Consider the following 26,538-nt stretch of genomic DNA (forward strand, 5'->3'; position numbering starts at 1 on the left):
CTCGACGAATCCGCGCACGCCGGCACCCGACGGGGCCTCGCAGACCCATCAGCCGGCGCTGAGCAGCACGACCGGACAGGGCGCGTTCTTCAGGACGTTCTCGACGCGGTGGCCGAAGAAGGCGCGAGCCGCGACGGCGCGCAAGCTGCTGCCGAGCACGATGAGATCGAAGCTGCCCTGCGCCGCGAGGCGGACGATATCCTCCTCGGGGCGGGCGCCCTCGAGGACGACGGTCTCGACGCTGGCGCCGAATTTCTTGGCCCGCTCGGCCTCGCGGGCGACGATCTGCGCGCCGATCTCGTGCGGGCGCGCCGTGTCGACGTCGTTGGAGCCGGTGCGCGAGATGTGGACGATCGTGACCTCGGCCCGGGTGCTGGCCGCGAGGACGGCCGCGAGCTCGACGGCGTTCTTGCTGTACTCGGTGCCGACGGTCGGCACGAGGATCTTCTTCGGCGACCACACGCGGTAGAGCGCCGGTAGCGTGGCCTGCAGCTTCGCCCCGCGTTCGGCGTCGTCCCCGCCGGCCACGGACGGCTCGCGCACGATCAGCGTCGGGCAGGGGGCCTTGTGAATGATGCGATCGGCCATCGGCCCGAACAGCGCCTCGGTGCCGCGGTGCGTCTCCCCGAGCACCAGCAGCTCGTAGTCGCGCTGGGCCTCGACCAGCACCTGCTCGGCCGGGTCAGGGTCGCTGATGAGCTTGAGCTCGGGTCGCGAGCCCTTCAGCAGCCGCAGCGGCCGGGCCATGCGGGCCAGCGCGCGCGCCCCGACGGCGCCGTAGCGGCGGCCGCGGGCGCTCCAGAACTTCCACCACGGGTTGTGCACCGCCTGCGGGCGGGCGTACGCGGCGGTGACCTCGATCGGCTGCTCGTGGCTGAGGTAGCCGATGATCTGCGCCGGCAGATCGACGCTGTGAGCGTGACGGCTGACCAGAAGGACGCGGCGGATCTGGCGGATGAAGCTGCTCGCAGCCATCGCCTCGGCCTCGAGCCGGGTGGCCTCGCTCTCGCCGATCTTCACCCGCGACAGCGCCCATCGCAGCATCGGCGGCGCCATCAGCGAGGTGATGATCGCGACCACGACGATGATCGAATACAGCTCGATGGTGAGGATCCCGAGGCCGAGGCCGACGGTGGCGACGACCAGGCCCATGCCGCCGCGGGCGTTCATGCCGAAGCCCATGGCCAGGCGCTCCCAGTGGTGCAGGCCGGCCATCCACGCGCCGGCGTAGACACCGGTGATCTTGCACGCGCAGGCCAGCCCGAGCGCGGCGAGGCCGATGGTCGCGACCTCGGGGGTGGCGACGCTCCACAGGTCGACCTTGACGCCGGCGGAGGCGAAGAAGATCGGGGCGAGGAAGGCGTCGGAGGTCAGCTCGAGGTTGTGGCCGACCTCGCGGCGGAAGCGGGGCGCCTGCCCGACCAGGATGCCGACGGCGAACGCGCCGAGGACCGCCTCGATGCCCATCATGTGGGTGAGCGCGGCGCAGCCGAGCGCGAGGGCGATGACCAGCGAGAGCTGGGCGCTCGCGCCGCCGATCCGCTTGTCGACGCCGGAGACGATGCGTCCGACGATCGGCACGCCGATCGTCAGCATGACGCCGAGGAACAGCAGCGCGCCGCCGACAGCCTCGCCGACCGACAGCAGGTCGACGCTGCCCGCGGTCGCCAGGCCGGCGACCACCGACAGCAAGATCCACCCGACCGTGTCGTCGATCATCGCCGAGGCGAGGATCAGCTGGCCGATGTCGCGCCGGATCAGCTTGAGGTCGATCAGGACCTTGGCGATCACCGGGACGGCGCAGATCGCCATCGCCACGGACATGAACAGGCTGAAGACCAGCCGCTTCTCGGGGTGCGGCAGGTAGGCGTCGGGGAGGTACCAGCCGAAAGCGCCGCCTGCCAGCAGCGGGATGCTGATCCCGCAGCTCGAGATGAGCAGCGCGGTCTTGCCCCGGCGCTTGATCAGGCCGATGTCGGTCTCGAGCCCGGTGACGACGATGAGGAACAGGACGCCGAGCCACGACACCACCGAGAGCAGGTCGGCCTGGTGCTGCACCGGGGGGAAGATGTACTGCTGGACCTCGGGCGCGAGCACGCCGAGCACCGAGGGCCCGAGCAGCACGCCGGCGGCGAGCTCGCCGATCACCGCCGGCTGCTTGACCTTGCGCATCAGCTCGCCGATGAGCCGCGCGGCCGCCAGCAACACCGCGAGCTGCAGCAGCAGGATGACCACGGCGTGGTGGTCGAGCGCCTGAAGGATGGTCGGGCCGGTGCGGGACAGCTCCAGCGCGGGCTCGGTGAGGTGCTCGGTGGGCGAACCAAGAAACATGGTGAATCAGATCATGCTGCGCCAGCGGAGGTCGTGAGTGACCGGGCCGACGGCCGTCGGTCGGAGGGTGAGGAAGCCGCCGGGGCCGCCCTGGTCGACGAGGTGGCGCCGGCGCAGGTCGTCGATCTCGGGGCCGATGCCGCCGCCGGCGGTGCGCACGATCTCCTGCAGCTGGCCCTCGGTGAGCGCGCCGTGCTGCACGAGGCTGACCAACACCTGCCGCTGCGGCAGCGACAGGTCGTTGAGGGCGTTGCCGCGGCGGCGCGGCAGCGGGCGGACGAGGATGTCGTGCTCGGTCTTGGCGTCGAGCCGGGCCGAGAGCAGCCAGTAGTCGAGGGCCTGGCGCAGGTTGCCGCCGCACATCCGCTCGAGGTCGATGAACCACTCCTCGCCGGGGTCGGGCAGCATGTCGGCGCGGGTGAACGGGCGCCGCAGCCGCTGCAGCGCCGGCGCCCGTCGCTCGCGGAAGCGCAGGCCGAAGCCGCTGACGCGGTGGCGCGAGCGGATCATCGTCTCGATGAAGCGGCCGCTCTCGGCGGCGACGTCGACGACCTGGCCGAAGTACAGCGGCAGCCGCAGGCAGGTCGCGAGCAACGTGGCGGCCGGCGCGGCCATCAGCACGATCCACAGCAGCGCCTCGTCGGTGGCGCGCACCATGTCGAGGAAGCCCTGCATGCGCGCGAGGCCCTCGGGCGTGCGCACGAACAGCTGCTCGGCGTTCTCGAGGATCAGCACCCGCCGCCCGCCGACCAGCGGGAGCAGCTGCGCGAACTCGGTGAAGCTGGTGGCGTAGGGGGTGCCGGTGGCCTCGCACATCGCGGCGCACAGCCGCGATTCGCTGGCGAGGTGCGGGCCCATGGAGATCCAGTGGACGGGCAGCTCGCCGTGCAGCTCGGCGCGCACGCGGTTGACGAGGGTGCGCTTGCCGGCGCCGCGATCGCCGGTGACGAGCAGCGCGGTGCGCTGTCCTTCGAGCCATGTCTCGAAGACCTTGCGACACGGGACCTCGAGGCGCGGGCGCGGCTGGTAGAGGTCGGACAGGCCGAGCGGGACCTCGCCGAACAGGCGGCGGTAGATCGCGGGCAGGCGGCCCGCGCGGTCGTCCCCGGCGATCAAGAGGTCCCAGTAGCCGACGCGCGGGCCCTCGCCGGCGATGGTGCGGCGCACGTCCTGGGCCAGCTCGCGGACCAGCGGCGCGGCGCGGGTGTAGATGGCCGAGGCGCCGACGCGGGCGCGGTCGCGCTGGGCGCGGAGCCACGACGGCCGGGCCCGGGCCTCGCGCGCCGCCAGCTGCTGCATGACCTCGTCGGGCCGGTGGGCGCGCAGGGGAGCGAGGGCGTCGTCCATGCGCGCCGAGCTCTCGCCGACGAACCACCCGAACAGGCGCCGGACGTCGCGAGCGCTGCGCTCGGACAGGGCGCGGACCAGGCGGATCGCGTGGCCGAGGCCGGTGTGGGCCGACTCGTCGCGGGCCTCGGCCTCGCGGCTGTCCTCGACGATGAAGAGGTGATAGTCGAGGACGGTCTCGATGCGCTCGAGCTCGGCCGCGGCCTCGCGCGCGAGCGCGGCCGCGCGCCGCGTCAGCTCCTCGATCAGCCCGCGGACGGGGACGGCGAAGATCTCGTCGAGCCAGCGGCGCAGCGGGATCGCCATCTGCACCGGGCCGGCCTTCTCGGTCACGCCGGAGTCCTCGGCGGCGCGGTCGATGAAGTACAGCTCGGGCTCGTCGGCGACCGTGCGCGCGAGGTCGGTGAGCAGCCCGGCCGCCGCCAGCCCGCCGTCGAAGGCCGCGGCGGTGGCGGCGAGGGTGTCGCGGGCGGCGTGGATCGCGGGGCGGATGTCGTGCTCCAGCACCGCCCGCCAGCGCGTACGCGACAGCGGGTGCCGGTTGTCGTCGTCGGCCAGAGTGACGAGCGTCTCCTCCGGCGCGGTCGGCGGCTGCATCTGCTGCTCCAGCGTCAAGGCGACCTGCTCGAGGCCGCCGAGGCAATCTCCGTGCAAACGCTGGTCGAGCAGCTCGCCGGCCCGCCCCTGGAGCGCCGCGAACCACTCAGCCAGCCGGGCGAGCTGAGGGTCGAGGATCACGGCCCGAGGATATCAGCTCGCGACCTCCCGGCGATGAAGGCGACGAAATGTGCGTCCTCGCGCCGACAGCGCGGATCAGCGGCTCCCTGAACAGGCGCACACCTGCGCGCCGCGCGATCGCGGAGCGGTGGGGTGAGCCTCGATGGCTGTCCCGAGAGACATGTCAGTCCCGAGCGGACGACATGGCCCCGGGGACATATCGGTGACGCGTCGCGGACCACGGGGTCCGACGAAGCCGCTCAGGGCGTGTCGTTCGGGTCGGCCGGGTCGCTGTGATGCAGCAGCTCGTCGCCGTCGCGGTGACCGTCGCCGTCGCGGTCGACGCCGAGGCGGAAGCCCGAGCCCGGCGGCGTGCAGGTGTACGTGACCGGTCGGCCCGTCTGGGCCAGGAGCCGCACGGCGATGTCGGCGAGCGGGGGGATGGCCGAGAAGCTGGTCGTATACGCGCCGCCCGTGTAGTAGAGGCCGAGCTCGAGGCCGCCGACGTGGGCCTTGGCGATCAGATCGCAGTCGCCAGCGTCGGCGCGCTGGCGCAGGAGGTTGATGCGCGGGCCGACGACGGCGCCGTTGCTGGCGGTGAGGCTGATCTGCTGGCCGACGACCGGCTTGAGGTTGGTGTCGAACGCGAACGTGAACTCGGCGACCTGGCGCATCTGCTCGAAGTTCGTGAAGCCGTTCGGGGTGATGGGCGTGGCGACGAAGGCGTTGAAGAAGCGCATCGGCGTGTCCTTCGAGCCGTCGTGCGTGTAGCCGAAGCCGCGGATCTGATCGCCCTTGTGGGTGTCGTCGAAGAAGGCGCTGACGCCCTCGGTGTTGAAGACGGGATCGCCGCCGGGGAAGCCGAAGGTCCCGACCTTGGTGTACATGTTGCGGAGGTGCGGGATCTTGAAGGTCTGCGAGAACTCGCCGCCGACGATCTCGCCGTCGCTGCCGAAGAAGCCGGGGTGCGGCTCGCCGGGGTTGGCGTCGGGATCGAGGACGTGGCAGCCCTCGCAGGTGAACTTGCGCTGGGGCACGAACGAGAAGGTCTCGACGTTCATGAAGAAGTCGCGACCGGCGGCCTGGTCGGCGTTGAGGCTGTTGTCGAGCGCGCGGATCGGGTTCGGCGGGTACATCACCTGCAGCTGGAAGTCGGTGAACGCCTGCATCTGCTGCTGCGTCAGCGGCGCGTGGCGCCCGAGCAGGCCCTCGAAGGCGACGTTGAAGGCGTTGAAGGCCGCGCTCTCGCTGAAGGCGCCGCCGTCGGGCTGGACGTTGGCGCCCTGGCCCTCGCCGTTGCGGTCGCCGCGCCAGTGCATCGGCCCGTGGTTGTCGAGGCCGCGCAAGCTCTGGGTGGTCATCGGCCCCTTGTTGGGGTGGAAGGGCACCTGGAAGTCGAAGAACTCGTCCTTGAGGATGTTGGGCGGATCGACGACGTCGCCGTCCGGGTCGCCGAGGTCCCACGCGAGCTCGTCCTTGTCGCCGAAGATGTGGCACGAGGCGCAGGCCTGGTCGCCGTTGCTCGAGGTCAGGGCGGCGTCGTAGAGGAAGCGGCGCCCGGCGACCAGCGACGGCGGCTCGGGGTTGTGCATCGTGACGTGGCCGATCTCCTCGCGGTCGTCGGTGTCGATGATCGAGATGCCGTTGTCGAAGCGGGTCAGGACGTACAGCCGGTCGCGCTGCTCGTCGAGCACGAGGCCGGTCGGGCCGCCGCCGCTGACGGCGATCTGGTCGATCTCGTCGGGGAAGTGGTCGTCGCTCTCGAGGTCGCCGGTGTCGTAGAGGACGACCTTGTCGTTGCCGAGGACGGCCGTGTAGAGCGTCTGGCCGTCGCTGGTGATCGCCATGCCGAGCGTCTGCGAGACGCTGAGGGCGTTGGTGTCGTTGGGGATCTCGTCGCAGCAGTCGTCGCGGTCGATGTGCTTGTTGAGGTCGCGCGGGTGCACCGCGTTGCCGCTGCCGAGCACGGTGATGCGGTTGTCGACGGTGTGGCCGCGGACGGTGGTGCTCGCAAAATTGCCGTGGCCCTCGAAGCGGACCTCGTTGCGCGCCTCGGTGTTGGAGACGTAGACCTTCCCGCTCTGCGGGTTGACGATCATGTTGAAGATGACGGTGCCGACGCCGGTGAAGAAGCCGGCGTTGCCCGCCAGCAGCCCCGGCGTGGCGGCGTTGGCGTCGATGACGAAGACGTCCTTGTCGGGCAGGTTGAACTTGATCTGGTCGTCCCACCAGCGACCGAGCTCGTCGACCCAGTGCGCGCCGTCGTACTTGACGATGAGGCTCATGTCGGGCTCGGGGATGCCGGCGTGGTTGACGTTCGGCAGCGGGATGCCGCCGTCGGCCTCGCCGGTGTCGGGGATGAGGGCGAGGGCGACGACCGCGGTGCGGTTGCCCGACATGAACGAGGCGGCGTAGACCTTGCTGCCGTCGGGCGAGACGGCCAGCGCGCGCGGGACGTCGCTGAACAGGTTGACGATCGTCAGCGGCGTGCCGCCGAGGCTGTTGCCGAGGCTGTTGGCGTTGAACACCCAGACGTCGGCCCGGCCGACGCTCGGGGTGGTCAGCTGCGGGTCGAACGGGGCGTTCTGGCCGCGGTGCGCCGCCGTGACGAAGGCCCGCGACTTGCCGGGGCCGGCGAACACGATGTCCCGTGGCTCGTCACCGACCAGCAAGGTGCGCTTGACATAGGGGCGGTCGTCGTCGACATCGACGATGCTGACGCTGTCCGAGAGATGGTTGACGACCCACACCTCGTCGTCGTTGCGCACGGCGACGGCTACGGGCTCGAGCCCGACGGGCACCGACGCAGCGTGCTCGAGGTTGCCGTTCGACTTGATCTTGTAGACCTCGAGGCGGTTGTCGGGGGTGTTGACCGCGTAGAGCCGGGTGCGGCTCTGGTTCATTGCAAGTGGACGCACCTGTCCGCTCTCGAAGGCGGCGAACGGGGTCGCGGCTCGTGCTGTTTCCACGGTGCCGCCTATGGCGAGGAGCGTGACGAGCGAACTGATGCACAGATTGCGAGTTTCCATCACAGTCACATTACCGAGGCGCCGCCGCTGTCGACAAGGACTGATTGATGGGTCTGTGATGATTCTGAATGTCATGTGAAGACTGAACCAAGAGCACATGTATGTGCAGTGCGAAGCGCGCGGCATCGGGGCCGTCCCGAACACGAGGGCGCTCCGATCACCAGCGTCCGTCGTGCTCCTCCGCCACCCCCGTGAGGCCCTGAAGCGGCACGCGGGCCCCTCCGAGACGCACTTCGCCCTCGACCTCGACGAACAATTCATTGTGCTGGAGAGCGACGAGGAAGGGCACGAGTGGCGGGAATGCTCACATGATCGCGATGGCGCGCCGGGGCCGCACGAGCAGGTCGAGCTCGCGCGAGCGGACCCGCCACGACGCCGCCGGATGGTCGCGGTCGTCGTCGAAGTCGACGTCGGGGTCGAGGCGGTGCCACGATCTTTGCCAGTACACCTGGGTATAACGCTGCGCGTACGAGCCGTGGTTGACGAGCGAGGCGAGCGTGAGGTCGTCATTTTGCACCGCGAGCCATTGCCAGGAGGCGCGCCGGGGAGCGACGCCGAAGCAATGATCGTAGTCGGGCCGAGCGGTGTCGATGGCGAACCGCCGCCCGCCGACCTCGACCTCGACCTCGCAGGGCGCCCTCGACCCGGGGCAGCCACTTCGCTGCGAGCTGCAGGGAATAAGTCCCGTCAATAACGATGTTCGATGAGCGACGGCCGCCGCGGCGCCGGATCGCCGCGCACTCGTGCGGAACCGTCGCGCGGGCGGTGAAACACCCGGCAATGTCAGCAGTTCAGCCGGGGCCGACGATCCGGTAGAAAGGTTCGGTCGCGCCGGGGATGTCGACCTCGTGGACCATGTCGACGGGTGGGGTGAATTCGCCCAGCGCGGTCCACGGGCCCTGCTCGCTCGGCCCGGATTCGATGGTGTACGTGAGGCCGGGCGCGAACTGGGTCGTGCGGACCCGGAGCGACAGGACGTCGGGGTCGAACTCGACGGCGGCGCCGGCGAACGGGCGCGCGAGCGGCTCACCGACGAAGACGCCCTCGCCGGGCCAATTCACCGACTTCCAGTAGGCCTCGATCAGCGTCTCGCCGCGCCAGTAGTGCGGCACGAACACGGTGGTCTCGGGGAACTTCGCCGGGTAGTTGCACGGCTCGGTGGCGGTGCCGTAGCTGCCGGTGGCGCCGGCCTCGAGCCAGCGACAGATGCTCATCTGCCCGCTGTCGCAGATCTGCCCGCCGTACGAGGTGAGGTGGTCGGCGACAGCGCCGGGCAGGTAGGTGTTGTCGGCGATCGCGGGGACGTCGGCGAGGCCGGTGAAGTAGAAGAGGATGTCGGTCTCGCCTTCGAGCGCGTTCGAGCCCGTACCCATGGCGTTGTCGATGTACTCCATGGCGATCTTGTCGGGGCTCCACTGGTCGACGGTGGCCATGAAGGCGGGCCAGCGGACGCTGCGATCGGGATCGGTGGTTCGCACGAAGTAGCCGGTGCCGGCCGGGGCGGTGCCGTCGGCCGCGACGCCGCGATCGATCACGGCCTGCACGTTCTCGAGCGAGGTGCCGGCGAGGTGCATCGCCGGTCGCAGGCCGTGATCGGTGAACGGACGCAGCGAGGGGGAATCGAAGTAGCCGCTCGGGGCGGTCTCGCTGCACGGCTGGCTGCAGTACTTGTCGGGGTCGTGGCCGAGGGCGAGGGCGCTGACGAGCGATTGACAGTCGACGCGGTACGGCTTCGTCCAGGCGATCGCCAGCGCCTGGATGTCGGGCCCGAGGGCGGCGTCGAGCTGTCCCTTGAGACCGGCGAAGACGTCGGCCGCGAGCGCGTCGCCCGGCGGGGCGAAGCTGAGGACGACGAGGTTGTCGGCCGGGAGGCCGCGCGCCTGCATGTAATAGGCGGCGACGGCCATCGACTGCGGATCCTGGTCGTTGGCGAGGACGGCCAGCTCCTCGGGCTCGATCGAGGCGCGCGGGAGCAGCACGGTCGGCGCGAACGGCTCGACGGCGGTGGTGCTGCCGGTCGGCTCGAGAGAGGTCGAGCTGGTCGAAGAGACAGGTTCGGTGGTGGCCGTCGTGGTGGGCGGAAGATCGCCGCTCGTGGTCGTCGGACCGGTCGAGGAGGTGGTCTGTCCGGGGTCGGTGCCGGCGACGGCGACGACGCCGTCGGTGCCGCCGGTGCTCGGGCTGCAGGCAGAGGCGACGAGGAGGGCCGCAGAGAGGCCGCGCGCGGGCAGAGGCATCGCGGGCATCGTAACAGCCGACCCCCACGCGAGCCGTGGGGGCCGGAGGCAGCGGCAGCGAGCCTCAGCGGCCGCGCCGGTCGGGGCCGCCGCGGCGCGGGAAGCCGCTCATGCTGCGCCACAGCGCGGGGTCGGCGGGGCCGCGGCCGAAGCGACGCGCGGCGAGGTTGGCCTCGCCGGTGGCGGCGAAGTAGAGGAAGATGGCGACGAGGGTCATCATCGTGCGACCGCTGGCGATCGCGTAGGCGCCGAGGCCGAAAGCGGCGAGCTTGCCGACGGTCGCGGCGATCTCGGTGGCGCGCAGCGGGCCCATGCGCGCCGACAGCAGAGCGCGGAAGACGCGGCCGCCGTCCATCGGGAAGGCCGGCAAGAGGTTGAAGACGCCGAGGCCGAGGTTGGCCCACGCGAGCGCGCCGAGGAAATGATGCGGCGTGAGGTCGCCGGTGAGCGCGGCGAGCCCGAAGAACGCGCCGGCGAGCAGGAGGCTGACGATCGGGCCGGCGACGGCGACCATGAACTCCTCGCGCGGAGGCATGTGCGCGCCCTCGATCTGGGCGACGCCGCCGATCGGGAGGAGCAAGATCTGTCGCGTCGAGATCCCAAAGCTGCGCGCGGTCAAGGCGTGGCCGAACTCGTGGGCCACGACCGAGGCGAACACCGCCAGCAGGAAGGCGAGACCGTAGGCGATGGCGGCCGGACCGCCGTCGTAGCTGCTCAGAACCGCCCAGAGGAGCACGAGGACGAAGGACGCGTGGACCCGCGTGTCGATGCCGAACAGTCGGCCAAGCGACCATGACCATTGCATGATGAGGCCACCATGCGCACGCGTCGGCCAGGGTCAAGGTCGCGGGCCGCGCCGAGCAGCCGGACGGCGACCCGACGCACGTCGAATTTCTTGAAAGATGGCCGGCGGTGATGGCGCTCGCGGAGGTCTGCGCGGGGCCAAGTGACCGGTGCGATCGGGGATGCGCGGGTGAGCTGGCGCCCGCGCGAGGTCATCAATGTCTAAGGGACATGTCCGTTTAGACATGTTGCCAGAGACAGCGGATCAGGCGGCCGGGCTGTAGCGGCCGCGGTGGAGGAAGCTGGCGGCGGGGACGCGGCCGCTCTGGGTCTCGCGGGCGCGCAGCGGCTCGGGGAGGTCGGCTGGGTCGCCGTGGACGCCGACGGCGATGGCGGCCATCGCCTCGAAGTCGGGCTCGGGGACGCCGAGCTCGGTGTAGGCTTTGGCCTCGTCGAAGCCGGCCATCGCGTGGGCGTGGAGGCCGAGGGCGTGGGCCTGCAGGGCGAGGGACATCCAGGCGCTGCCGCAGTCGAAGCCGGCGTGGCGGTTGGGTTTGCCGGAGGAGGCGAAGCGGCGCCGGGCGAACAGGATCAGCACGAGCGGGGCGGCGTGGGCCCACGACTGGTTGAACGGGACCAGGCAGCTCAACACGCGCTTGTGGTCGTCGGTGCCGGGGCCGTGGCCGTAGACGACCAGCCAGGGCTGGTCGTTGTAGCACGACGGGGCCCAGCGCATGGCCTCGAACAGGCTGGCCAGCTGCGCGTCGGTCAGCGGCTCGGGCCTGAAGGCGCGAGGCGACCAGCGGTCGAGGAACATGGGATGAACGGCGGCGTCGGGCGTGCGAAGTGTCGCGGTCATGCGCGACGGGTCTAGCACAGCGCGTGGACGAAGAGGTTCAGACGTCGAGCGCGAAGCCGACCTCGAGGCCGCCCGGACCGACGGGGAGCGCGAGGCAGTGACGCGGCGCCGGGCTCGACATCGCGGTCCAGCCGGGCGCCGCGGTCACCTGCCAGCGCAGGTCGGCGGGGCCGCGGACGACGAAGCCGCGCCCCCCCGGGGTCGACACGCGCACGCGGGGGCCGTCGACCGCGAGGGCGCAGGTCTGCGGGAGGTGGATCCGCATGGTCGCAGGGACAGGTTCGCCGTGGTCGGGGACGACGCGGTCGATGCAGCGCAGGAGGCGGCCGTCCCAGGCGAGCCGGCGGTGATGCACGGCCGCGGCGCGGAAGCCCCGCACGCCGGCCGACAGCTCGGAGGTCGCGAAGGACAGGTCGCACAGCTCGCCGCGGCCGCCGATCCGGTGGCTGGCCCAGAGTTCATGTTGATCGCGGTCGCCGGGGCCGACGGTCACGGTGTTGTGGGCGCGGGTGCTGCGGGCGTAGGTCCGCTCGGGGCCGACCTCGTAGGTGCCGACGCCGGCGTCGACGACCACCCGCTCGCCGCCGAGCGAGAGCTCGTAGCCGAGCCAGTCGCCGTGGATGTGGCCGACCTGCTGCGGCATGCCGAGGCCGCCGGCGTTCCACAGCAGCGTCCACGGGCCCCAGGCGCGGCGGAACAGGCCGGAGGCGGGGGCGTTGTAATCTGTCCCCTGAGACAGGCTGGTGCCGCAGCGGGCGGCGAGCGCGGCGGGGGTGACGAGGCCGCGCTGGCTGTCGCCGAGCAGGGCGACGTCGCCGTCGGGGTGGGTGAACGCGGGCAGGACGGCGAGCATGCGCGCGAGGTTGTCGCGCAGGGCCGGGGCGGCCCGCGGCTCGGCGCGCTCGGGGCCGAGAGCGACGACGCCGGCCAGCTGCTCGGCGAGCAAGCAATGATAGGAGGGCGTGCGCTCGCGGTGGAAGCCGTCGAGGGCGAGCTGGTCGCTGGTGACGGCGGCGAAGCGGGCGACCGCGGGCGCGAGCAGGTGGGCGCGCGGGCCGTCGAGGGCGAGCGCGCCGCAGGCGAGCGCGGCGAGGTCGGTCCACAGGTGATTGCCGTCGAGGTGGTGCTCGAGGTGACGCTCGAGGTGGCGCAGCTGACCGGCGAGCGAGGCGAGCAGGCGCCGGCGGGTCATGCCGTCGAGATCGTCGATATGTCCCGAGAGCCAGCCGAGCCAATGCAGCGCGCGCACGGCGGTGGGGTAGGGCTCCCAGCCGACGCCCGCGGTATGGTTGGCGATCCAGTGCTCGATGGTGGCGAGGGCCCGGTCGGGCGCGAGGCGCTGCAGCCAGCCGTGGTAATGCAGGGTGTAGAGGTAGAGCATGCCGACCGGCGGGTCCCAGCCGGCGCGCAGGGGGTCGTGCGGCGGCTGTCTCAAGAGACAGACGCCGTCGGGGCCCGGCTCGCCCTCGGGCGTGGGCGCGGGCATGCGGGCGAAGAGGCCGGTGACGCCCTCGAGGCTGGTGGCCCTGGGCCGGCGCGCGGGGCCGCCGAGGCGCCTGCGCAGCTGGTAGGCGATCTGCCGCGGAGGCAGGTGCGCCGCCGTGCGGAAAAGCGTGCCTGCGCCGTGACGGAAGAGGCGGGATGTGGTCATACGCGCTTGTTGTCGGCGCCGGCCAGGAGGCCGACCGCGTCGACGACCATGACGCGGAGGAGGTCGGCCGAGCGCAGGCGGCGGAATTCGCGGTGGGCGACGAGGACGGCCAGGATGTCGGCGCGGGCCAGAGCGTCGTCGAGGCCGACGAGCGGGCAGCCGGCGATCGGCGAGCTCTGGAGGTGCGGCTCGACCAGCAGGACCTCGCCGAGCTGCTCGCGGTGGAGGGCCTCGGCGATGTGCAGCGCCGGGCTCTCGCGCAGGTCGTCGATGTCTGGCTTGTAGGACAGGCCGAGGACGGCGATCGTCGGCGCGCGCAGCTTGCCGGCCAGGCGCCGGACCTGCCCCAGGATCCGCTCGGGCCGGCCGTCGTTGACGCCGCGCGCGGCCCGGATAAGCGGGGTGTGCTCGGGCGCGCTGGCGGCGATGAACCACGGGTCGACGGCGATGCAGTGCCCGCCCACGCCGGGCCCGGGGCGCAAGATCTGGACGCGCGGGTGGCGGTTGGCCAGGCGAATCACTTCCCACACGTCGAGGCCGAGGTGGGCGCTGACGTTGGCGAGCTCGTTGGCGTAGGCGACGTTGACGTCGCGGTAGGCGTTCTCGGCCAGCTTGGTGAACTCGGCGACCTCGGCGCTGGTGCGGTGGACCTCGGCGCGCACGAAGCCCTCGTAGAACTCGGCGCAGCGGTCGGTGCAGGCGTCGGTGAGGCCGCCGACGATGCGCTCGTTCTCGACGACCTCGCGCAGGACGGCGCCCGGCAGCACGCGCTCGGGGGCGTGGGCGAGGAACAGTTCCTTGCCGACGACAAGTCCGCTCTGGCGCAAGATCGGGGCGACGAGGTCGCGCAGCGTGCCGGGCGGGACGGTCGATTCGAGGACGACGAGGTTGCCGGGACGCAACACCGGGACGAGCGCGCGGCTGGCGGCCTCGACGGCGGCGAGGTCGGGGCGGTGGTCGGAGGTGATCGGTGTGGGTACACAGATCAGGAAATTGCGCGCGGGGACGGGCTCCGGGACGGCGCGCAGGGTGCCGGCGAGGACGGCGGCGCGCACGAGTGCGTCGAGCTCGGGCTCGACGATGTGGATCCGCCCGGCGTTGATGGTGTCGAGGACGTCGCGCCGGAGGTCGAAGCCGGCGACGCGACGACCGCGCGTGGCGAGGACGGCGGCGGTGGGCAGGCCGACGTAGCCGAGGCCGACGACGCAGACGTCGAGATCGAGCGCAGGCGAACTGTCGGGTTGGGGATCGTTAAGTGAGGCGGTCACCGGCTTTTCAGGCATGCTATCTGGGTCGCGCCGATGCCGTCCACTGGGCCCCGGATCCTCATCGTTCTCGGCACTCGCCCCGAGGTGATCAAACTGGCGCCGGTGGAGCGCGCGCTGCGGACGTACACCGACTGGCAGGTGTCGCTGTGCTGCACCGGGCAACACCGCGAGCTGGTGCCGCCGATCCTGAACACGTTCGGGCTGCAGTGCGAGGTCGAGCTGAGCGCGATGACGCCGGCGCAGTCGCTGTCGAGCTTGATGGCGCGCCTGCTCGACGGCATCGACCCGGTGCTCGACGCGCTGCGCTTCGACTGGGTGGTCGTCCAGGGCGACACCACCACCGCGCTGGCCGGCGCCCTCGCGGCGTTCCATCGCCGGATCCCCGTCGCCCACGTCGAGGCCGGCCTGCGCACCCTCGACCTCGCGGCGCCGTTCCCCGAGGAGGCCAATCGCCAGCTCATCGCCCGCCTGGCCAGCCTGCACCTGGCCCCGACGCCCTCCGCCCGCGAGGCGCTGCTGGCCGAGGGCGTGGCCCCGGAGGCGATCGAGGTCACCGGCAACACGGTGGTCGACGCGCTGCGCTGGGCCTCGAGCCGCCTGCCGCTCGAAGGAGCACCCGCGCCGGAATTGGTGCGCTTCGCCAAGGGCCGCCCGTTCGTGCTGGTGACCGGCCACCGCCGCGAGAGCTTCGCCGGCGGGCTCGCGGCGGTGTGCACCGGGCTGGCGACGCTGGCCCGCGCCTATCCCCAGGTCGACTTCGTGTACCCGGTGCACCTGAACCCGGCGGTGCAATCGGCGGCGCGCGGGCTGCTCGGCGGGCTGCCCAACGTGTTCCTGCTCGAGCCGCTCGAGTACATGTCGGCGGTGTGGCTGCTGAAGCGCTGCATGTTCGTGATCACCGATTCGGGCGGGCTGCAGGAGGAGGCGCCGGAGTTCGGCAAGCCGGTGCTGGTGACGCGCACGGCGACGGAGCGGATGGAGGGCGTGGCGGCAGGCTGTGCGGTGCTGGTCGGCTATGACACCGACCTGCTGGTGACCACGGCGCGGCGCTGGCTCGACGATCCGGCAGCCTACGCGGCGGTCTGTCCGCGCAAGAATCCGTACGGCGACGGTCGCGCGGCTTCGCGCTGCGCCGCGGCGCTGCGTCGCCGCCTCGGATTGCCGGCCGCGGCGGTGACGCCGTGGCCGGAGGCCCGGATCGAGCGGGCTACGACGGACATGAGGTAGGATCGCCGGGTGAACGTCGGCGCACGTGGACGCGGGAATGCCGGGGGTGTCCCGTGACCGCCGAGACGTGGGTGCTGTGGATCGCCGGCGTCGTGGCGTTCGTGCTGGTGGCGCTGGCGATGCCGTGGGCCATTCGAGGCTGGGGCGCGCTGGGCCGGTCCGACCGCGAGATCAGCCTGCGCAAGGTCCATCAGGGCGAGATCGCGCGAGTCGGCGGATTCGTGATGATGGTGGCGATCGGCGCGGTGGCATTCCGCGGATTGGTCGGCACGAGCGAGCTTTCGCTGGTCCACGAGTGGTTGTCGCGCAATCCGCTGAGCGGGGCGCTGCTCGGGGCGATGCTGTGCGGCCTCGTCGGCCTCTACGACGATCTGGTGGGCGCGCGGGCGCGGGTGAAGCTGGCGCTGCAATTGTTCGCGGCCGGGATCGCGGTGTTCGCCGTCGGGCTGCGCTGGCCGGCGCTGGCCGAGCTGCTCGGACCGCTGGCGGCGATCGAGCCGGTGCTCACGCTCGGGTTCCTGGTGGCGGCGGTCAACGCGATCAACCTCAGCGACGGGCTCGACGGCCTCGCGGGCGGCAACACGGCGATCGGCTTCGCGGTGGTGCTGGCGGCGACGCTGCTGCACCCGCAGCCGGACCTGGCGATCGGGTGGGTGAGCGCGGCGGCGCTGGGCGGGGTGCTCGGGTTCCTCGTGCACAACCGCCACCCGGCGCGCGTGTTCATGGGCGACGCGGGCAGCTACTTCCTCGGCTTCTTGCTGCCGGCGCTGCTGCTGCAGATCGCGCCGGTGCCGGAGCGGCTGGCGATCATCGACGTGTCGCTGCCGCTGCTGGTGCTGGCGCTGCCGCTGCTCGACATGGGGCTGTCGATCGCCCGCCGGGCCGCGCGCGGGCAGCCGATCTTCGCGCCCGACAGCGATCATATCCACCACCGCCTGCTGGCCCGCGGCTTCACGCACGGGCGCGGGGTGGCGGTGCTGTGGCTGACGACGGCGCTGTTCTCGGGGCTGGCGCTGCTCAACGTGATCGGCGTCGGCGGCTGGTGGACGCTGACGGGGGCGGGGGCGGGGCTGCTGGTGGTCGCCGGGCTGCTCGGCTACCACGAGCTGCTGCGCCACCTGCCGGCGTTCACCGGCGACCGCCTGGTGCTGCGCGACCGCCGGCGCGCGGTGGTCGAGCTGCTGGCCGACCTCGATCGTCTGGCCGAAGAGACAAGGCGAAAGGGACATGTCTTTAAAGACACTGATGACCCGGCCCTGGCGCGCTGGCGCGAGCTGAGCCCGTCGCTGGCGCCGATCCTGGCGCGCATCGGGGTGCCGGGGTTCGAGCTGCGGCGCGGGACGGACACGGCGGTGAAGTGCGGCGACGACTCGCGGGCGTGGGGCTTCCTCAGCCTGCCGCTGCCGCAAGGCGCGGAGCTGCGATTGGCGCTGGTGGCTCGCTTGCCGGAGCTGCAGCCCGAGCAATTGGTGCTGCTCGAGCGTGTCGTGGGCCTCCTCGCCGATCAGGCGCCCGAGCATCGATAGCAGCGTGCGTCAGCGAGAGGGCCGCGCCGCCGCGGCCGCGCGTCGGTTTTGCGTGTCGTGGGTCGCCTCGCCGGTCAGACGTCCGGGGATCGATGGACGCGCGAGGTCGTCGTAATCGAGAGCACACGGCCGGGCCGCGGCGACCCGACGAGGCGCCGGCGGATCGAGCCATTCGGCGACAGACACGGCGCTCGACGTGATCTGCCGGGGTGGGGCCGCGGCGCCGGAGGGCGTGGCCCCGGTCATGTCCGGCCGTGGCGAGGCAGCGGAGTCCATGCACAATTCACGAGCCACCGCGACGAAGGGAGGTAGCCGCAAGGATCGCTGCAATCCTATGACCATACCATTCGCAACACCATGATCACCGTGCCGGACATCGATGACAGCTGTCCGTTCGGACACGAGGCCGCTTCGATCCGGCGCGGACCGATGCAACCGCGACCCGAGCTCGTCGCGGTGAACCACTCGCCGGCGCGAAACCGCCGGAGCTCCGCACCCCACGCGACCCGCAAGGACGAGCCCCCCCTCGACCTCGCGGGTCGCTGACGTCTGCTCATGGCATTGATGCGCGGGTCCGCGAGGCCCTCGGGATTTCCGGGGACTTGACGCGGTTTGAGGCGCAGAGGGGTTTCACGCTGGCTGCGCAAGAAATTGGGGGGCGTGGACCTCGCGCCCCCGATTGCGGCGTGGGGGACCGGGGATCTCCGGAATTGCGGGCGGCTTGGCCGCGACCGCGGCGCTCGTCTATAGTCCGGCCAGGTCCTCATGAAGTGGGTCGAGATCAGGCACGAAGGAGACGGCAACCGCGGCGCCGCGTACGCGGCCGAAGTACCCGGCGGCGTGCTCGTGCGGACGGTGACGCACCTGATCCTGCACACCGGGCTTTATGTGTCGGAGGCGCTCGCGTTCGTGCCGAACGTCGGGCTCGCCGATTTCGAGCGCAAGCCCAAGGACGAGGACTAGCGCGACGTGCTGGCCCGGACGGCCGTCCGGGCTGACGTCGACGGTGAATTCGGCCGCGAGTGACGCGGCGTGCGGGCGCTACTTCTTCGGGCTCTCGGGCTCGGGGCCGCGGACGGTGGCGAAGTAGCGGTCGGGCTTGCGCTGCAACACCATGAGCGTCGGCGGGCGGTCGGCCGCGAGCTTGAGCGCGCTCGTCACCAGCGCCGACTGCGAGGTGGGGTTGGCGAGGAGCGCTCGCAGCTGCTCGGGGCCGGCGCCGAGTACGGCGGCGAGGATGTCGCCCGTCGACTCCCTGGCCGGCTCGCCCTCGGCGGCGGCCTTGGCCCAGCGCTGGACGACGGGGATCGGCTCGGGGCCGATGACGACGAGGAGCCCGCCGGCGCGCTCGTTGGCGGCGATGGCGACGCGGAGCCGGCCCTTGTCGTCGAGCAGCGACTTGCCGACGGAGGGGACGTGGCGCGCGACGCCGTCGACGGTGAGCAGGTAGACGGTGGGGTTGTCGCCGACTTTCTTGAAGCTGGCCCCGGGGACATCCGCGAACATGCGCGCGAGGCTGAGGTTGTCGACCAGCGTGCGCAGGCAGCCGACGAGGTCGCGGAAGCCGGCGGCAGGGTCGTCGGCGCCGAGGCCGATCCGGAGGTGCTGCGCCGGGCCGCTGCCGAGCAAAACGCGGCCGTTCCACCGCCGCAGCGCCCTCGCGGCCTGGTCGACCAGCGGGTCGAGCATCAGCTTGGCCGCGAACCCGGCCCGGTCGACGCCGGCGTTCATCTGCTTGATCGCGTCGGCGACGGCCTTCTTGTGGCCGGGCCAGCGGGTGCTGACGCCGACCGCGAGCTCGGGGACCTTGAGCATGCCGGTCAGCGCGCCGGCGCCGAGGTCGGGCGAGCTGGGCAGCGGCTTGCCCGGCGCCTCGAGGACGTCGATGTCGAGCGAGTGCAGGCCCTGGCCGGCGGCGGCGACCCGCGCGTACGGGAATGCGGGCGAGACGGCGCGCGCCCGGGCGTCGCCGAGCGTGAACCAGAGCGGGCGCGAGCCGTAGGTGGCGGGCAGCTCGCGGCTGGTGGCGAGGCCCTGCAGGGTGTCGGCGAACACGAGGTTGTTCGTCTGTCCGTCAAGCCAGGCGAGCCGCGGGCCGGGCGGCTTGTCGTCGCGCGGCGTGCTGTCGATCGCGGGCGCCGGCAGCTCGACGGCCCCGAAGTCGCCGCTCGCCGGGAAGCTTTTGAGCGCGTCGGCGACGGCCGAGCCCGGTCGCACCGGGAGGGCGATGATGTCCTCGCCGGCGACGTGGACGCCGGCCCACGGGCGGTCGCCGGCGATCTGCGGGGCCAGCCTGTCGGCGAGCTCGACGGGGACCTGCGTGCGCAGCGTGAACTCGGCGACGGCGGCGAGCGAGGGGGCCTCGGGCAGGTAGGCGTCGATGCCCGCGAGGACCTCGGCGGGCCGGGCGATGAACGCACCGGCATCTGGCGTTTGGGACAGCTGATGCGGGGCCGGCAGGGGCGGTCCGGCAGGCGTGCGGGCGCGCGGGAGACCGGGGGTCGCGGAGGTCGTGGCGCGCGCGGGGGCCTTCTTGCAGCCCGGCGCGGCCAGGGCGGTGGCGGTGACGAGGGCGGCGGCGAGAGCGACGTGGCGAGGTCCGGGCATCAGCGTGGCTACGGTAGCAGGTGAGCGCGCTGGACGCATGCGCGGGCTCACGGCTTCAATTCTCGTCATCGCCGGGCCCCGCGAATTCTCGGGGCGAGCGGCCGTGACGAGAATTCTCGCTCGCGCGGGCGATCGGACGTCGCGGCCCGCGGACGCGGTGGCGGACAAGTGGGCGGCATTGCGAGGCCGGGGGGGTTGCCCTATCCTCCGCCGCGTCATGACGATCCGCCTGGGAATCAACGGAATGGGCCGCATCGGGCGGCTCGTGCTTCGACACGCGCTCGCGCGGAGCGCCGACTTCGCGACCTCGGGAGGGGTGCGCAAGGGGCCGGCGATGCAAGTGGTCGCCGCCAACGACCTCGCCGACGCCGACGAGCTGGCCTACCTGCTCGGCCACGACTCGGTCCACCGCAACAACCTGCCGAAGGCCCGCGCCGAGGCCGGCGCGCTGCACGTCGGCGACTCCTCGGTGGCCCTGTTCAAGGAGCGTGACCCGAGCAAGATCCCCTGGGCCGCTCACGGCGTCGACATCGTCATCGAGGCGACCGGCAAGTTCACCAGCGGCGAGCAGATGGCCGGCCACCGCGCGCAAGACGGCGGGCCGTCGCACGTGATCCTGGCGGCGCCCGGCAAGAACGTCGACAAGACCCTGGTCGTCGGCGTCAACGAGGAGACGTTCGACCCGGCGAAGGACCGCCTGGTGTCCAACGCGAGCTGCACGACCAATGCGCTGACCCCGGTGCTGGCGGTGCTCGACCGCGTGTTCGGCGTCCGCTGGGGCCTCGTCGGCACGACGCACGCGTACACGGCCGGCCAGGGCCTGGTCGACGGCCTCGCCGGCAAGGACCTCCGCCGCGGCCGTGCGGCCCCCGTCAACATCGTGCCGACGTCGACCGGCGCGGCCAAGGCGATCTCCGAGGTGCTGCCCAACCTCAAGGGCAAGTGCGACGGCACCGCGGTGCGCGTGCCGGTGGTCGACGGCTCGCTCTACGACGTGGTCTGCCTGCTCGAGGGCGAGCCCTCGCTGGCCCGCGTGATCGAGGCGCTGCGCGAGGCAGCCGCCAGCGAGGCGCTCCGCGGCGTGCTCGACGTCCGCAAGGAGGCGCTGGTGTCGAGCGACATCCTCGGCGACGCCCACTCGAGCATCGTCGACGTCGACGCCTGCATGGGCCTCGGCGCGCTGGTGAAGATCGTCGGCTGGTACGACAACGAATGGGGCTACTCGGGCCGCGTGCTCGACCTCGCGGCGATCGCTGGCAACTGGATCGTGGCCAATCGCGGCAGCAAGAGCTGAGCCGCGAATGGCATGAGTACGGGCGGCCTCGTCGCGCGGCGACGGGGCCGCTCAGCGTCTGGTGAAGCGGAGCCGCCGCGGTCCTGGCGCTGGTCGGCGATCCCCAGGACGAGGATGTGGTCAGGCATGACCACATGATAGATCGCCAGGAGAAACCGCGAGGTGACGATACGGCGAATGTTCCCGCGCCACGGCGATAGGCGAGCGGGTATTCCTGGATCTGCCGGAATAATCGATCGATCGCGCGGTCGAGCTGAAGGCGGCGGAGATGATTGCCACGCGGGTGCAGGTTGTCCCGGAATGCATACAGCGCGGACAGATCGGCGGTGGCGAAGTCCGACAGACGCACCGGCAGAGACATCGGGGCGAGGATAGCGACAGGCGGCGTTCGTGCGCATTTTCGCGCAAAAACTCGAGGACGGCCGGCCCAGGGCGGAGAGCCGTGGTATAGAGAGGTCGATGGGAGCGCCCACCAGACCCGCCGAGAGCCTCGTCGACGAGCCGGAGCCGAGCGCAGAGGAGCTCGCCGAGATCGAGGCGGCCTGGGAGGCCGAGGTCCTGTGGCGCGCCGCGGAGCATGATGCCGGGCGCGCAGGGTCCGTCCCCTGGGAGCAGGTGCGGGCGGAGCTGTTCGGCAAGCGACGCTGAGGCGCGCGGATCAGGCTGTCCCCGGGGACAGGTCAGGCGGGCGGGAAGACCTTGCCGGGGTTCAGGATGTTCTGCGGGTCCCAGGCCCGCTTGAGCGCCAGCTGGAGGGCGCGCAGCTCGGGCGACTGCTCGAGCGGCATGTAGGGGCGCTTGCTGAGGCCGATGCCGTGCTCGCCGGAGAGGGTGCCGCCGAGGGCGATGGTGGCGCCGAACAGGTCGGCGACGCAGCGGTCGACCCGCTCGCCGACGTCGCTGCTGGCCTTTGGGTCATACAGGAAGTTGACGTGGAGGTTGCCGTCGCCGGCGTGGCCGAAGCTGGCGACGTCGATGCGGTGGCGGGCGCCGATCTCGCGGGCGGCGGCGGCGAGGTCGGGCAGGCGGGACAGCGGGACCGCGACGTCCTCGCTGATCTTCTTCGGCCAGTGCGCGCGCAGGGTGTGGCTGAGGGCGCGTCGGACGTCCCACAGACGCTCGCGGGTGACCGGGTCGGTGGCCTCGGCCACGGCCAGCGCGCCGGCCTCGCGGCACAGGTCGCCGGCCCGCGACAGTGCGCGGTCGAGGCCGGCAGAGTCGCCGTCGAGCTCGACCCACAACAGGGCGCGCGCGCCCTGCGGCAGATCGACGGCGAGGCTGCCGCTGCGCGCGAGTAGTTCGGTGCATGTCCGATCGGCCAGCTCGAGCGCGGCCGGGGCGACGCCGCCGGTGAGGCAGCGGTGGACCGCGGCGCACGCGGCCGCCTCGTCGGCGAACGAGGCGAGCAGGGTGACGGCGAACGGCGGGCGCGGGACGAGCCGCAGGACGCACCGCGTGATGACGCCGAGAGTGCCCTCGGAGCCGACGAGCAGGCCGGCGAGGTTGTAGCCGGTGACGCCCTTGATCGAGCGATGACCGATCTCGTGGGCGGCGCCGGTGCCGGTGACGACGTCGAGGCCGAGGACGAAGTTGCCGGTGACGCCGTACTTGCACGCCCGCGGGCCGCCGGCGTTGGTGGCGACGTTGCCGCCGATGCTGCAGATCTTCAGGCTCGCCGGGTCGGGCGGGTAGAACAGGCCGCGCGCCTCGACGGCGCGGTGCAGCTCGGCGGTGAGGACGCCGGGCTCGACGAGCGCCAGCATGCTGCGCTCGTCGATGTCGACGATCGCCCGCAAGCCGCCGAGGTCGAGGACGACGCCGCCGTGGTCGGCGAGGCATCCACCGACGGTGCCGGTGCCGGCGCCGCGCGGACTGAGCGGGACGCCGTGCTCGTGGCACAGGCGCACCAGCGGGGCGACCTCGGCGCGCTCGCGCGGACGCACGACCAGGCCGGGCAAGAACGGGCCCTCGGCCCCGTCGTCGCGGGCGTACGGCTCACGATCGGCGACGAAGACCTCGGGACCGAGCTCGGCGCGGATCCGCTCGTGCAGCGCGGCGAGGTCGAGGCCGGCCATCGACGCTCAGATCAGACGGAGAACGAGCTGCCGCAGCCGCACGAGCCGGTGGTGTTGGGGTTGTTGAACTTGAACCCCGCGCCCTGCAGGCCCTCGACGTAGTCGATGCTGGTGCCCATCAGGTACATGAAGCTCATCGCGTCGCAGACGAGCTTGACGCCCTGGCTCTCGAAATGGTTGTCGCCCTCGGCGGGCTCGTCGAAGTAGAGGTCGTACTGAAAGCCGGCGCAGCCGCCGCCCATGACCTTGACGCGCAGGGCGTACGTGCTCTCGATCGCCTCGGTCTCCCGGATCTCGCGGATCTTCGCGGCGGCGGTCTCGGTGACCTCGAGTGCGCCCGCCATCTGCGGGTCGTGGGCTTCGTGCTGGGTCGGCGTCGCGGGCGCGGTCTCGGTAGCTGCAGACATCAGGGCTCCCAAAGTTGACGTTCGGGTAGAATGGTGCGCTGGGCCGGGCGGGTCAAGCCTGCCGCGCCGCGGACCCGGGTGCGGCATGCCACGCCGCGGCGATCGCCGCCCGCAGTGCAGGCGGATCGTGCCGACCATTCCTCGCGGCGCGATGCGAATGACGACAGCGCGGGCGATCCAGCACGCCGCGGCGCCGGGACCTCGCACAAGGCCGGTGAGCCGGGGCGGCCGGCCAGGCGATGGCCAGAGGCAAGTAAAGCGAAATCCTTCACCCGCGCTGCGCGGCCAGGTGAGAATGGGCGGCAGGTCGGTGTTTGACAGCGACGGCGGCCTTCCCCTACCGTGGCGATGCGGCAGTTTTGCCGCAGCCGCACGAAGTCGGCCGGAGCACGGAGAACGCATGCGACGAACCCACGCCACGACCCTCACGCTCGCGCTGATCGCCGGCGCGCTTACCGCCTGCGGCGAGAGCCGCCAGGAGATGCTCGAGCGCGAGATGGAATACGCGAAGGCGGGCCGCAAGGACGACAAGGGCGTCCCGATCCCGGAGATCCCGCCGGACGAGATGCGCGAGGCGCTGCGGCCGCTGCTGACCCAGATCTACTCGAACACCGAGCGCCTGCCCGCCGTGACCGAGGGCGACGTCGAGCCGATGAACGGCCGCAACTACGTGCTCCAGCCGGGCGTGCTGGCGGTGGTGACGGTCAAGAAGGGGCTCACCAAGGCCGACAAGGCGCGCGCGATCATCCTCGGGGTGGCCGAGGCCGACGCGTGGACGTTCCGCAAGAACGCGCGCAAGGAGTACGCGCTGCTGGTCGAGAAGCTCAAGTACAGCTACGGCGAAGAGACCAAGACGAAGGTGCTCGACGCGTACCCCGAGCTCAAGCTGCTGAGCTTCTTCGGCTCGCCCGAGGCGGACAAGGCGATCGGCGAGCTGTCCGGCGAGGCGAAGAGCACCGCCGAGGCGATGCGCAAGGAGTACACCGAGGGCAAGCAGGACATCTGGAAGAAGTGGATGGGCGTCAAGATGTACGCCCGCCGCCTCGTCGGCCAGGACGAGCCGTTCCGCAGCGTGCTGAAGAAGATCGCCAAGGACTTCGGCCAGGAGGAGGTGCCGCCGCGGCCGTTCAAGGACTCGGTCGACGCGCCCTTCAAGGACTGGGCCGACGCGATCGAGAAGGACGAGAAGCTGCTGACGATGCTCACCAACTACAAGGAGCTGCGCGACCGCGTCGACTTCCTCGGCGAGGCGCACACGCTGTGGGCGATCGAGGGCGGACCGCTGGTGCCCGAGCGGGCCAGGGGCGTGGCCATCGACAAGAAGATCGGCTACGGCTTCTTCCGCGAGGACCTCGGCGGCGGCTACAACGACCTCGTGTTCGTGTTCAGCAAGAAGCTCGGCGGCACCGAGCTCAAGCGCGCGTTCCTCCACTCGTTCCTGTTCCGCCAGCTGCTCACCGACTTCCAGCTGCTGTCGACGGCCGGCAGCGACTTCGCCAAGCGCGGGCTCGACGGCTCGATCGACATCGGCACCGCGACGGTGCCCGACAAGTACGACCCGCTGTACGCCAGCTGCGGCGGGACGGCGGCGCTCGAGACGATGCTGTACAGCTTCAACTCCGAGTTCCCGCTCCTCAACGGGGTGCCGTCGAAGGTCAAGGACTCCGAGGCGGCCCTCAAGATCGCCCACAAGTGCATCGTCGACGGGGCCGCCGGCGACATCAAGATCCCGGCCAAGAACGACGAGTTCGACACCGAGGGCCCGGCCCCGGCGTCGCGCCTGGCCATCTTCCAGATGCTCGCCCGCTTCGAGAACATCAAGGTCAACACGGCCGTCCTCGCCGGCGACCAGCGCACCGAAGAGGACGACGCGATCGACGAGGGCGAGAAGCTGCTCAAGCAGCTCAAGGCCCAGGCCGACGCGAAGAAGGAGTAAGCTGTCTCACGGGACAGGTGGTCCCGTGGGCGGGTGACGGGGTTCGTTCGCGCAGGTGAGCGGGCCCCGGCGCGTCTCGCGTCTCAGAGGTTCGCCAGGGCCTCGGCGGCGTCGGCGAGCGAGCGGGCGTGCCGGTGGATGTCGCCCCAGGGGTCGCCGAGGTCGCGCAGGCGCTCGCGGACGTTGCGGATGTGCCAGCGGCGGGCGTCGAGCTCGGGGTCGTCGAGCTCGTCCCAGCCGATCGGGGCGGCCACGGGGGCGCGCGGGAGGGCGCGGGCGCTGTAGGGCGCGACGGCGGTCTGGGCCTGGCCGTTGCGCAGATAGTCGACGAACACCCGGTCGCCGCGCTTCTTCTTGTTGATGTCCATGGTGAAGCGCATGGGGTCGGTGGCGACGAGGTACTGCGCGACCTTGCGGGCGAACTCGCTGACGCCGTCGCAGTCGAGCTCGCGGTAGATCGGCGCGACGACGTGGAGGCCGCGCGAACCGGTGGTCTTGACGAAGGGGACGAGGCCGAGCGCCGGCAGCAGGTCGCGCAGGAGGCGGGCGCCGTGGCGGACCTTGGCGAAGTCGTCGTCGCTCGGGTCGAGGTCGATGATCACGAGGTCGGGCCGGTCGAGCCTGTCCCTCAGGACATGACAGGGGTGGAACACCAGGCAGTTCTGGCTGGCGAGGAAGACCAGCGCGGCGGCGTTGTCGGCCACGGCGTAGACGGTCTCGCCGCTGTGGCTGGCGACGGCGAGGCGGTGGACGTAGGCGGGGAAGTGCTCCTGCGCGGCCTTCTGAAAGTAGCCGCGGGCGGCGATCCCCGAGGGGAAGCAGTGCAGGGTCAGCGGCCGGCCGGTCAGGTGCGGGACCATGAAGCCGGCGACGTCGCGGTAGTAGTCGACGAGCTCGCCCTTGCTGATCTGCTCGTCGGGGTAGAGCAGCTTGTTCGGGCTCGTCACCTCGATGCTCTGGCCGTCGACCTCCAGTGTCGTGATCGCCTTTCCCAAGCGCCCGTCTCCCCCGTGAGGGTCGCATGGTCCCTCTTTCGCCCCGGGGATGCCACGCGCGCAGACGCGCGGCGCGCCGCCGCGCGCGGCCGATCCGGCACATGGCGGAACGGACAGGTGGAGCAATTGGTCGAGCTCGCCCGTGATGACATGAATGACCGATGGGACATGTCGTACGGGTCACATAACAGTGATGGCGGGGCGGGCGGCCCGCGCCGGCGGCGGCGTCGCCTGCGTCACTTGCAGATC

General features: G+C 71.6%; 20 protein-coding genes. 6 read left to right on the forward strand and 14 right to left on the reverse strand.

Features of this window, described 5'->3' with window-relative positions:
- Positions 1-48: 48 nt before the first annotated feature.
- From K7C98_RS02130 to wecC, 10 genes are all read right to left on the reverse strand, one after another.
- Positions 49-2,331, reverse strand: coding sequence for a cation:proton antiporter (locus K7C98_RS02130; protein WP_224189795.1), 2,283 nt, complete (start codon positions 2,329-2,331; stop codon positions 49-51).
- A 6-nt stretch (positions 2,332-2,337) separates the two neighbouring features.
- Positions 2,338-4,416 (reverse strand): ATP-binding protein, encoded by a 2,079-nt coding sequence (locus tag K7C98_RS02135; protein WP_224189796.1) that lies wholly within the window; start codon positions 4,414-4,416, stop codon positions 2,338-2,340.
- Positions 4,417-4,655: 239 nt separating this feature from the next.
- Positions 4,656-7,424 (reverse strand): YncE family protein, encoded by a 2,769-nt coding sequence (locus K7C98_RS02140; protein WP_224189797.1) that lies wholly within the window; start codon positions 7,422-7,424, stop codon positions 4,656-4,658.
- A gap of 157 nt (positions 7,425-7,581) precedes the next feature.
- Entirely contained in the window at positions 7,582-7,713 is a 132-nt protein-coding gene (locus tag K7C98_RS43310; protein ID WP_263429138.1) for a hypothetical protein, read from the reverse strand.
- A 15-nt stretch (positions 7,714-7,728) separates the two neighbouring features.
- Positions 7,729-7,941, reverse strand: a complete 213-nt coding sequence (locus K7C98_RS02145; protein WP_224189798.1) for a hypothetical protein — start codon at positions 7,939-7,941, stop codon at positions 7,729-7,731.
- A 274-nt stretch (positions 7,942-8,215) separates the two neighbouring features.
- Positions 8,216-9,661, reverse strand: a complete 1,446-nt coding sequence (locus K7C98_RS02150) for a TIGR03790 family protein (RefSeq protein ID WP_224189799.1) — start codon at positions 9,659-9,661, stop codon at positions 8,216-8,218.
- 64 nt (positions 9,662-9,725) lie between these two features.
- Positions 9,726-10,466 carry a site-2 protease family protein gene (locus K7C98_RS02155; RefSeq protein ID WP_224189800.1) on the reverse strand — a complete coding sequence of 247 codons (741 nt, stop codon included), beginning with the start codon at positions 10,464-10,466 and terminating at the stop codon, positions 9,726-9,728.
- Between the two features lie 243 nt (positions 10,467-10,709).
- Entirely contained in the window at positions 10,710-11,303 is a 594-nt protein-coding gene (locus tag K7C98_RS02160) for a nitroreductase family protein (RefSeq protein WP_224189801.1), read from the reverse strand.
- 37 nt (positions 11,304-11,340) lie between these two features.
- Complete coding sequence (locus K7C98_RS02165) at positions 11,341-12,954, reverse strand: heparinase II/III family protein (protein ID WP_224189802.1); 1,614 nt, start codon at positions 12,952-12,954, stop codon at positions 11,341-11,343.
- Positions 12,951-14,222 carry a UDP-N-acetyl-D-mannosamine dehydrogenase gene (gene wecC, locus K7C98_RS02170; protein ID WP_224189803.1) on the reverse strand — a complete coding sequence of 424 codons (1,272 nt, stop codon included), beginning with the start codon at positions 14,220-14,222 and terminating at the stop codon, positions 12,951-12,953. Before wecC ends, K7C98_RS02165 begins: the two co-directional genes overlap by 4 nt.
- A gap of 33 nt (positions 14,223-14,255) precedes the next feature.
- Between wecC and wecB the strand changes: the two genes are divergently transcribed.
- From wecB to K7C98_RS02185, 3 genes are all read left to right on the forward strand, one after another.
- On the forward strand, positions 14,256-15,449 hold the full coding sequence (gene wecB, locus K7C98_RS02175) for a non-hydrolyzing UDP-N-acetylglucosamine 2-epimerase (protein ID WP_224189804.1): 1,194 nt from the start codon (positions 14,256-14,258) through the stop codon (positions 15,447-15,449).
- Between the two features lie 53 nt (positions 15,450-15,502).
- The gene (locus tag K7C98_RS02180) at positions 15,503-16,975 is read left to right on the forward strand and encodes a glycosyltransferase family 4 protein (RefSeq protein WP_224189805.1); all 1,473 of its coding nucleotides are present in this window, start codon (positions 15,503-15,505) and stop codon (positions 16,973-16,975) included.
- A gap of 765 nt (positions 16,976-17,740) precedes the next feature.
- Complete coding sequence (locus K7C98_RS02185) at positions 17,741-17,938, forward strand: hypothetical protein (RefSeq protein ID WP_096329524.1); 198 nt, start codon at positions 17,741-17,743, stop codon at positions 17,936-17,938.
- A gap of 78 nt (positions 17,939-18,016) precedes the next feature.
- On the opposite strand, the gene K7C98_RS02190 is transcribed toward K7C98_RS02185, so the two are convergent.
- Positions 18,017-19,582 carry a hypothetical protein gene (locus K7C98_RS02190; RefSeq protein WP_224189806.1) on the reverse strand — a complete coding sequence of 522 codons (1,566 nt, stop codon included), beginning with the start codon at positions 19,580-19,582 and terminating at the stop codon, positions 18,017-18,019.
- A 217-nt stretch (positions 19,583-19,799) separates the two neighbouring features.
- On the opposite strand from K7C98_RS02190, the gene K7C98_RS02195 reads away from it, so the two are divergent.
- Both K7C98_RS02195 and K7C98_RS02200 read left to right on the forward strand, forming a co-directional pair.
- On the forward strand, positions 19,800-20,876 hold the full coding sequence (locus K7C98_RS02195) for a type I glyceraldehyde-3-phosphate dehydrogenase (RefSeq protein ID WP_224189807.1): 1,077 nt from the start codon (positions 19,800-19,802) through the stop codon (positions 20,874-20,876).
- Positions 20,877-21,335: 459 nt separating this feature from the next.
- Positions 21,336-21,524 (forward strand): addiction module protein, encoded by a 189-nt coding sequence (locus K7C98_RS02200; protein ID WP_224189808.1) that lies wholly within the window; start codon positions 21,336-21,338, stop codon positions 21,522-21,524.
- A 32-nt stretch (positions 21,525-21,556) separates the two neighbouring features.
- On the opposite strand, the gene K7C98_RS02205 is transcribed toward K7C98_RS02200, so the two are convergent.
- Together K7C98_RS02205 and erpA are read right to left on the reverse strand one after the other, a co-directional pair.
- Positions 21,557-22,951, reverse strand: a complete 1,395-nt coding sequence (locus K7C98_RS02205) for an FAD-binding oxidoreductase (protein WP_224189809.1) — start codon at positions 22,949-22,951, stop codon at positions 21,557-21,559.
- An 11-nt stretch (positions 22,952-22,962) separates the two neighbouring features.
- The gene (gene erpA, locus K7C98_RS02210; protein ID WP_224189810.1) at positions 22,963-23,358 is read right to left on the reverse strand and encodes an iron-sulfur cluster insertion protein ErpA; all 396 of its coding nucleotides are present in this window, start codon (positions 23,356-23,358) and stop codon (positions 22,963-22,965) included.
- A 400-nt stretch (positions 23,359-23,758) separates the two neighbouring features.
- Between erpA and K7C98_RS02215 the strand changes: the two genes are divergently transcribed.
- A complete protein-coding gene (locus tag K7C98_RS02215) occupies positions 23,759-25,294 on the forward strand; it encodes a hypothetical protein (RefSeq protein ID WP_224189811.1) in 1,536 nt (511 codons plus the stop codon).
- An 83-nt stretch (positions 25,295-25,377) separates the two neighbouring features.
- Here the strand turns inward: K7C98_RS02215 and ligD are convergent, their stop codons facing one another.
- Complete coding sequence (gene ligD / locus K7C98_RS02220) at positions 25,378-26,289, reverse strand: non-homologous end-joining DNA ligase (protein ID WP_224189812.1); 912 nt, start codon at positions 26,287-26,289, stop codon at positions 25,378-25,380.
- Between the last annotated feature and the right edge of the window lie 249 nt (positions 26,290-26,538).

It is taken from the genome of Nannocystis pusilla (assembly GCF_020073745.1).
GTDB lineage: Bacteria > Myxococcota_A > Polyangia > Nannocystales > Nannocystaceae > Nannocystis > Nannocystis radixulma.